Source organism: Candidatus Bathyarchaeota archaeon (assembly GCA_026014685.1).
In the GTDB taxonomy this organism is placed as follows: domain Archaea; phylum Thermoproteota; class Bathyarchaeia; order Bathyarchaeales; family Bathycorpusculaceae; genus Bathycorpusculum.
The window spans coordinates 211,955-220,302 of the sequence record JAOZHW010000001.1 but is presented as its reverse complement, the minus strand read 5'-3'; the positions used below and the strand labels follow the sequence as shown (position 1 = coordinate 220,302).

The 8,348-nt window shown below is 49.3% G+C and carries 4 protein-coding genes; 1 reads left to right on the top strand and 3 read right to left on the bottom strand.

Annotation, left to right across the window (positions count from 1 at the left end; all coding sequences use genetic code 11):
- Positions 1-236 precede the first annotated feature (236 nt).
- On the bottom strand, positions 237-1,538 hold the full coding sequence (locus NWE96_01155; protein ID MCW3982585.1) for a coproporphyrinogen III oxidase family protein: 1,302 nt from the start codon (positions 1,536-1,538) through the stop codon (positions 237-239).
- A gap of 384 nt (positions 1,539-1,922) precedes the next feature.
- Between NWE96_01155 and NWE96_01150 the strand changes: the two genes are divergently transcribed.
- A complete protein-coding gene (locus NWE96_01150; GenBank protein ID MCW3982584.1) occupies positions 1,923-4,550 on the top strand; it encodes a hypothetical protein in 2,628 nt (875 codons plus the stop codon).
- A gap of 32 nt (positions 4,551-4,582) precedes the next feature.
- Here the strand turns inward: NWE96_01150 and NWE96_01145 are convergent, their stop codons facing one another.
- Both NWE96_01145 and NWE96_01140 read right to left on the bottom strand, forming a co-directional pair.
- Positions 4,583-5,983 carry a radical SAM protein gene (locus NWE96_01145; protein ID MCW3982583.1) on the bottom strand — a complete coding sequence of 467 codons (1,401 nt, stop codon included), beginning with the start codon at positions 5,981-5,983 and terminating at the stop codon, positions 4,583-4,585.
- Positions 5,984-6,095: 112 nt separating this feature from the next.
- Positions 6,096-8,318: a PQQ-binding-like beta-propeller repeat protein gene (locus NWE96_01140; GenBank protein MCW3982582.1), complete on the bottom strand. Its 2,223-nt coding sequence runs from the start codon at positions 8,316-8,318 to the stop codon at positions 6,096-6,098.
- Between the last annotated feature and the right edge of the window lie 30 nt (positions 8,319-8,348).

Here is an 8,348-nt window from a genome sequence, read left to right as displayed (position 1 = left end):
CTGACCCTTTGATGGCGGTTGTTACTAACTTTGTGCCTCTCATTGCTTTGGGTGTGATCGTTCCGATTCTTGCCAAAGTTATGACTTGGTATGGCCTCCAGCCTCAGAAGCACGCGGCTGGATACTAAACCCCCCACTTCTTTTCTTTGTTAAAATAACAGTTTTTGCTTTTTCAGCAAATTAACTATAGAAATCTAAATGCTTAAGAAAATAAAAACTACAAAAATATGAGAAAATTAAGTGTGGTTGGGAGCAAATTCCCAAGCGATGTTGCCTTTCCAGAGTTCACCTTTCTTGGTTAAGCGGACTTCTTTGTCGTCGATTTCGATTAAGCCTTGGTCCTGCAGCTTCTGAAGTTGCTTGGGAAACACCGCTTCAGGTGTGGTGTTGAATTTCTCTTTGAACTCTTTCTTGCTCACAGGCAAACGCAAGTACAACCGGGTCATGGTTCGTCGCATCATGTCCTCAGTTGAAGATTCCGACAACCTGCAAATTGGCAGCTTGCCTGACTTAACTGTCTCCATGTAAGCGTTGATGTCCTCTAAGTTTGAGTAGCTGAATTTCTGCAGATAACCCATAAAGCAACCTGCGCCAGTGGTTAAGATTCCTCCCCATGGCCAACCGTTGAGGCAGTTCTCGCGCATGTGCCACTCAACGCGGCTGTAGCGGTCATGCCCCACTGCTTTGTAGCCTGCTTTGGTAAGCATCTCGTGGGCTTTCATGAACATTTGTTTCTCGTATTCTGCGTTGCCTTGTGGGGGTGACTGACCGTTTTTGATCATTTTTTCTAAGATGGTTCCCGGGTCAACGTGGAGGCTGTAGCAGTCGACTTCGGCGTCTAACTCTATGGTTTTTTTGAGTGTGGCTTCCCAGCTTTCCATGGTTTGACCTGGCAAGTTGTACATTATGTCCGCGCAGACAACTAAGCCGAGTTTTCGTGCGTATCTGATGGCTTCTTCGACTTCTTTGGCGCTGTCTGGAAGGCAGAGGGCTTTGCGGAGTTTATCGTCGAAGGTTTGGGCACCCATATCCATTTGGTAGACGCCGTATTCGGCGAGTTTTTTGATTTTTGGGAGCGCCAAGGTTTTTGATGAACCAGTGACTTTGATAAAGTATTCTTTGCTGGTGTTAAAGTTCGCTTTACAGAAATCGATTAAATCTATGATTTGCTCCGCGCTTAGTACGCTGGGGGTTCCTCCGCCGAGGACGATTTCGTCAAAGTAGCTTGTTTTGACGTATTTTGTTTTGGCGTACATGGCGAGTTCTTTTTTGAGTAAATCCAAGTAGGGGCCAATCTGAACTTTGCTAGACGCGGTTGTGGGGAAGTAGCAGAAGGCGCAACGTGAGTCGCACACGGAAACCCAGGGTTGTAGCTCCATGAGTCTGCCTGAAGTGTTCTCTGTGTTGAGGAACTGCATGAAGGCTTCGTAGGTTTCGGGTTTTATGTCTGGGTAATCTCGGTAAGTGTAGGGGGGCCAGTTCTCCCGTGTATCGTAGACTTCGGTTGTGCCTTTTTGGGTTGCGGAGGCTTTTGTCATCTATATCCCTTTGAGTGTACCTTAAAAACGCCTTGATACTATAATAAAGTTTACGCGAAATTTACCTAATGCGGGGAATGATTCGATGAAGAATATCAATGGTTGTTTACAAGTGTGTTTAAATTGAATCTGAGGTTTTTTTGCAGTTTTTGTGTGAAATTTGGCGTTTGTGTATTTTTTGGTTGTTTTTTGGTAACTATTTAGTTGCTGTTTGGTCTTTCTTTGATCTTTATTAACTAAAACTTAGTTAATTGGTTATTGTGATAAAATGTTAATTTAAAAGCGGTTTTTTCCTAAAATAAAGTTATATTGTCCACGCTTTTGGCAAATTTTAAATACACAAAAACAACAAATCACCAATCGCCTACTAAGGAGAACAGAAAAATGAAAAAAACAAAATCTCTAGTAGTGATGTTTTTTTTGCTTCTTCTAACAATACCCATGATCCTACAAGTATCTCAAATAGCACCAGTGACAGCGGCAGAAGACATGCCAGTATACCTCAAAGTATACGCTGAACCAAACGTAGTCGGAGTCGGCCAAACCGTCTACATCAGCCTCTTCTTCACAAAACCAATACCAATCGTCGGCGCAGCAGGAGGAGCCAGCCTCTACACGGGACTAACCATCAACCTCGTCAAGCCTGACGGCTCTAACCAAACTTATGGACCATACACAAGCGACACAACAGGAGGAGTCGGCGGAATAGAATTCGTACCCGATACCGTCGGTAACTATACAGTCCAAGCTTTCTACAAGGGACAAACAATCAACGGCACAGTCTCCGGCAAAGTTTTCACCTACAATATACTTCCAACTCAAAGCGAAGTTACCACATTCACTGTGCAGACTGACCCAATCCCTGGCAATCTCATGGTTCCTCTTCCAACAGAGTACTGGTCACGACCCATTTATGCCACTAACTATCAATGGGCACAGCTCGGTGGTAATTGGTGGGGCTTAGGAAAACCCTCATTCACCGACACAGGCGGATACGATGCACAGGGCAACAACTTCAACCCCTACACGGAAGCACCTAACTCGCCGCACATAATGTGGGTAAAGCCAACAGCGTTCGGAGGCCAAGTCGGTTTACCCATAAGCAGCGATCAAGAAAGCCAATACACCTCCACATCAATCCTCTACCGGCAATTTGAACCCGTTATACTCAACGGTATAATATACTACAAACTATACCCCAACACACCCACAACTGAAACCAGCGCCGAAACACCCGGCTGGGCAGCAGTAGATCTCCGTACAGGGAAAACACTATGGACTAAAAACACCAGTGACACCTTAGACTTCGCTTTTGTAATGCAATTCCATACAGTGCAAGAATATGGAACGCAAGCATTCCTCGTCGGAAGCGCCAACAGCCCCCAACTATTCGGTATCCCCCGCCCCGAAGGGTACACTTGGCAACTATTCGACCCAATGACCGGATATTTCATTGCAAACATAACTAATGTACCCGCGACAACAGCTCCAGGATTAGTTGAAACCGAAGACGACAACGCACAAGGAGCAGTCTACATCTACACGGTTAACGGTACCTATCCGAACCTAACTCTAACCATGTGGAACTCCACGCTGTGTCTTCAGGGACCAACAATGAGCTCTGTCATCCGCCCCTCAGGCAACATTAACTATACGCGAGGCTACCAATGGTCAAAGGCAATACCCTCAACCATTAATGGCGTTAACATCACCGATCTAACCAACACTCTCAAGAATCCCGCTCTAAGCATCGCAGCAAGAACAAACGAAGTTATTCTTTTACGAGCTTACGGAGAAACGATGGATACCTTCGCGTCAGAGTTCGGTGAGGGATCCGAAATTGAATGCGGTTTTAACGCGAAAACTGGTGAACTCATGTGGGGTCCGGTGAATAGAACTGTGCCAAGACACCATGAAGTCAGCGTTTTAGCTGCAGGCGACGGATACTACGTTGAACATGATAAAGACACAAACATAGCATACGTATTCAACCTCAAGACAGGCGCACAAGTCGGCAGCGCAATTCAGCTAAAGGGTAACGCTTTGAGCACCCTATCAAGAGGCGGCGCCATCGCTTACGACAAATGCTACATCTGGGACTTCGGCGGCTACGTCAACGCAATCGACCTAAAAACAGGCAAAATCGCCTGGACCTATGAACCCCGACCAGCAGGCTACAACACCCCATACGGCATCTACCCATTCTGGCACTTCGGCTCACACAGCATCGCAGACGGCAAACTCTTCCTCTCCGAAAGCCGCATGTACGACCCACCGCTCTTTTCAGACGCTCACAAGATCGTTCTCAACTGTACCGACGGCTCTTTGGTCTGGAAAGTCTTGGGCTTCTATGGACGCGAACCAAGCCCCATCGCCGACGGCTACCTAGTAGCATGGAACAGTTACGACTGCCAAATCTACACCTACGGCAAAGGCCCAACCAAGATGACCGTTGACGCGCCAAAAGCAGGTTTACAGTATGGTCAATCCGTGGTAATAAGCGGCACCATAACCGACATCTCCACAGGCACAACAGACGACGACAGAAGCGCCCGCTTCCCCAACGGAGTTGCAGCCGTTTCTGAAGAAAGCATGGAAGCATGGATGGAATACGTTTACATGCAGCAGCCTAAACCAACCAACGCCACAGGTGTACCAGTTGAATTATTCGTCGTTGACGGCAACGGGAACTACCGCAGCATCGGCACAACCACAAGCACCGTCGAGGGCTACTTCAGCTACAACTGGGTTCCAGACATTCCAGGACCATACATGGTTTACGCCTCGTTTGCGGGCAGCGAATCCTACTGGCCCTCTACTGCAGTAACCTCATTCGTAGTCGAAGGAGAACCCGAACCAACAACGGCACCTACACCTCAACCCCAAACAATCTCTGAGCAGTACTTCCTACCCAGCGTCGCAGCAATAATCATCGTAATCGTCATAATCGGCGCAATAATCTTGCTGATGCTAAGAAGACTGCCACAGCTTTACTTCAACGACAAAAAGTAAAACTCATTCCCCTTTTTCTTTTTTAGTTTCCCCTACATTTTGGACATGATTCGCCAGAGGTTATAGTTTATGGCGGTGCGGGTCATGATTTTGCTGTACAGGTTCCCTTTGATGTAACCTTTAACTGCTTGGCGCATAATGTAGCGGGGGCTGTAGAACTTGTTGTAGAAGCGTCTTCGCATCTCCGCGATTTCTTTAGCTGGCAAATTCGGGTCTTCATAGATAGGGTTCATCGTGTTGTAAGTTTTCCAATCCTGCGACATCGGCCAACCGTTTTTGACCACAATTTCGCGGAGGTGTGTGCCTGGGTATGGTGTGGCGTGGCAGAGCCAAACATCGTCGGGCTGAATTTTTGCTGCGAAATCCAATGTTTCCTGCAAGGTTTCTTTAGTTTCACCAGGGTAACCTAAGATGACTGAGACGGTGACAAACATGCCTGCGTCTTTTGCCCATTTGATAGCGTTCTCGATCTGCTCGTTAGTTACCCCCTTCTTGAGAACCGCACGCATGCTGGTACAGCCTGATTCCACGCCGAACATCGTTTCGTCGCAATGCGCCTTGGCCATCTTGTCAAGAACTTCTTTGGTGACGACGTCCGCGCGGGTACCACACCCCCAATGCAACTTTAGCTTGCGTTCGATCATGCCGTCGCAGATTGCCATGGCGCGTTTGCGGTCAAAGGTGAATGTGTCATCTTGAAATGCGACCCCTTCTGCGCCGAACTCGTTTTGCAGCCACTCTAACTCGTCAAGCACATTTTTTGGGCTACGCGCACGAAAACGTTGACCAAACATCTGAGACGCTACACAGAAACTGCAAGCGTAAGGGCAACCGCGGCTGGTTATGATTGGCAGCAGTTTACGTTTGGAGACGTAGTATTTCTCGATGGGCAAGAACTTGTATGCTGGTAGCGGCAAAGCGTCAAGGTCGGCTATGAAGGGGCGGTCTGCGGTGCGGATAACTTCGCCATCTTTGCGGAAGCTTATGCCTTTGATGTCGCCAAGTTTCATTCCTGTGTCGGGTTGTTTGGCGAGTTCAAGCAGCGTTTCTTCGCCTTCACCCCGAACAATTACATCAACAGTTTTCTCAATTGTGAGAACTTCACTGTCTGAAAAGGTCGCGTGTGGGCCGCCCATGACTATGCGGGCTTCTGGGCACACTTCCCGTGCCACCTGAGCGCACTTAAACGCGGATTCAATGGTTGGCGTCATCGAGCCCGTGCCGATTAGGGCTGGCTGGAACGCTGACAACTCCGCCTTGAGTTTGTCGTGGTCGTAGTGGCTGACTGGGCAGTCGATGACTTTGACTTCAAACCCGTTCTGGTCCAGCACAGCCGCCATGTAGGCTAAACCAAGCGGCGGAAACTGTGGGTGATGACCGATATCTACTGGGAGAGGTGGATTGACGAGGGCTACTTTTTTGTTAGACGCCATAACATGTTCACGTGTGTGCTGGAGTGTTATGGATGCTTATTGAATCGATTTGGATATAGCTTACGCATCTTAGCTGGAAATTTCAAGATTCTGTGCATTTGCAGGTCTGCATTTAAGGGTGGCATTTGTTTTTCCTAAGCCAGATAAGTGCGCCTATGACTGCAATTAGCGAAACCGCAATCACCACACGTGCAACCAACCCAACAGGTAAACCGTCTGAACCGTCACGGTCTTGCACAGAGCCAAAGGCGTAGACCATGTGGTCGTAGGAGCCAACGTAAACTATGCCGTTTGCTGCGGTGGGTGAGGAGACGACTTTGTCTTCTGTCTGATAACTCCACCTCAATGCACCTGTTTGGGTGTTGAGGGCGTAGAGTTTGCCGTCGTAGGAGCCAAAAAGCACTGTGTCGCCAGCTATTGCGGGCGAAGAAGCCACCGGTCCCTGTGTGGTGTAAGTCCACGCTTCAGAGCCATCCGAGGCGTGCAATGCGTAGAGTTTGTTGTCGTCGGAGCCCACATAAACCAAACCGTTAGCTACTGAGGGTGAAGAAGAAACTGCGTTGCCAGTTGCGAAACTCCACAGTAGCGTGCCATCTGAGGATTTTAGGGCATACACATTGCGGTCATAGGAGCCCACATACAACACGCCATCCACAACGGCAGGCGAAGAAACCACATGCCCTCCCGTCTTAAACTTCCACACCAAATCCCCATCAGAAGCGTCCAAAGCGTAAACGTAGCCGTCGTTTGACCCAAAAAACACCGTGCCATTCACTAAGGCGGCGGAGGAAACCACAATCTGGTCGCCAGTCTCAAACTTCCATAGCAAGGCACCGTCAGAAGCGTTAAGCGCGTAGAAAACAAAGTCCTCCGAACCAACATACACCACGCCGTCGTAGACTGTGGGGGAAGAAACCACCGCGAAACCCGTCAGGTAACTCCATTTGAGGCTGCCTGTTTGGGCGTCGAGGGCGTAGATTTTGCCGTTGTAGGAAGCCACATAGATTGTGCCGTCGGCGATGGCGGGGCTGGAGAACATAACCATGTCGCCTGTATCGTAGCTCCAAACTACGGTGTTGTGGAGTTCCCAGTCGTAACCCACCATCCCCGTGTAAGCGTCCAAAGCGTAGATTTTGCCGTCATGAGAACCAACATAAACCCGCCCATCCGCCACCGTGGGCGAAGAGTCAATTTTGCCCCCCGTTGAGAAACTCCACATCAAAACACCCAGCTCAGTGCTGAAAGCGTAGAATCTGCCATCCCAAGACCCCACAAAAACCATCCCCCCTGCCACTGCGGGGCAAGAAATAACGATGTCACCTGTAGTGTAACTCCATTTGGGCAACCCAGTTGACGCGTTAAGAGCATAGAGCCTGTTATCGTTTGCTCCCACGTAAACCACGCCGTCTGCAACGGTTGGCGAAGACGCGATACCTGCACCTGCCTCAAAAGCCCAAACCTGCTCCCCATCCGTCGCATCGAGCGCGTACACTCTGCCGTCAAGCGACCCCACATAGACCACGCCATCCACCATTTGAGGCGAAGAGTAAACATCATCTCCAGTTTGGAACCGCCATTTCAAGCTACCATCCACTGCGCCCAAAGCGTAGACATAGTTGTCCGCTGAGCCCACGTAGACGGTTCCGTTGGCGACTGCAGGCACAGAAATAATCTGGTCCCCTGTCGTGTAGCTCCAAACCAATGCGCCGTCGGCTGCGTTTAAGCAGTAGAGCTTCCTATCCAGCGAGCCCACGTACACTAAGCCTTCGCTGACGACTGTTGCGGAAAGCATTATGCTGTCGCCTGTCTGATAACTCCACAACAACTCGCCACTGGCAAGATTTAGGGCGTAGACTTTGCTGTCCTCCGAACCAAAATAAACCACCCCGTCAACGATGGCTGGGTCAGAATCCACGTAGTAGCCTGTCGAAAAATTCCAAAGCTTCCGCCCCGTGGCTGCATCAAGGGCGTAAAGGTTAAAATCTTCCGAACCCACGCAGACGATGCCGCCCGAAACCGCAGGCTTCGAAATCACAATACTGCCCGTTTCATAAGCCCAAATAACCTTGCCCGTTGCCGCGTCGAAAGCGTACACGTTATGATCATAAGAACCCACATAGACCACACCGTCGACTACTGTGGGGGAACCTACTTGACCGCCCGTGTTAAACTTCCAAAGCGTCTGGTTCGACTGGGGTGCGGCTGAAGTTGTGGCTCCGTCGTTTTTGAGGTTGCCGCGGAACATCGGCCAATCCAGCGGCTGCTCGGCTAGTGCGACGCTTGGAAGCAGAAGCAGTGCAAGGGAGAATAAGCAGACGGTTGCTTTTCTAAACATCTATCCTCTACTATTCATCGCTGTTTATTG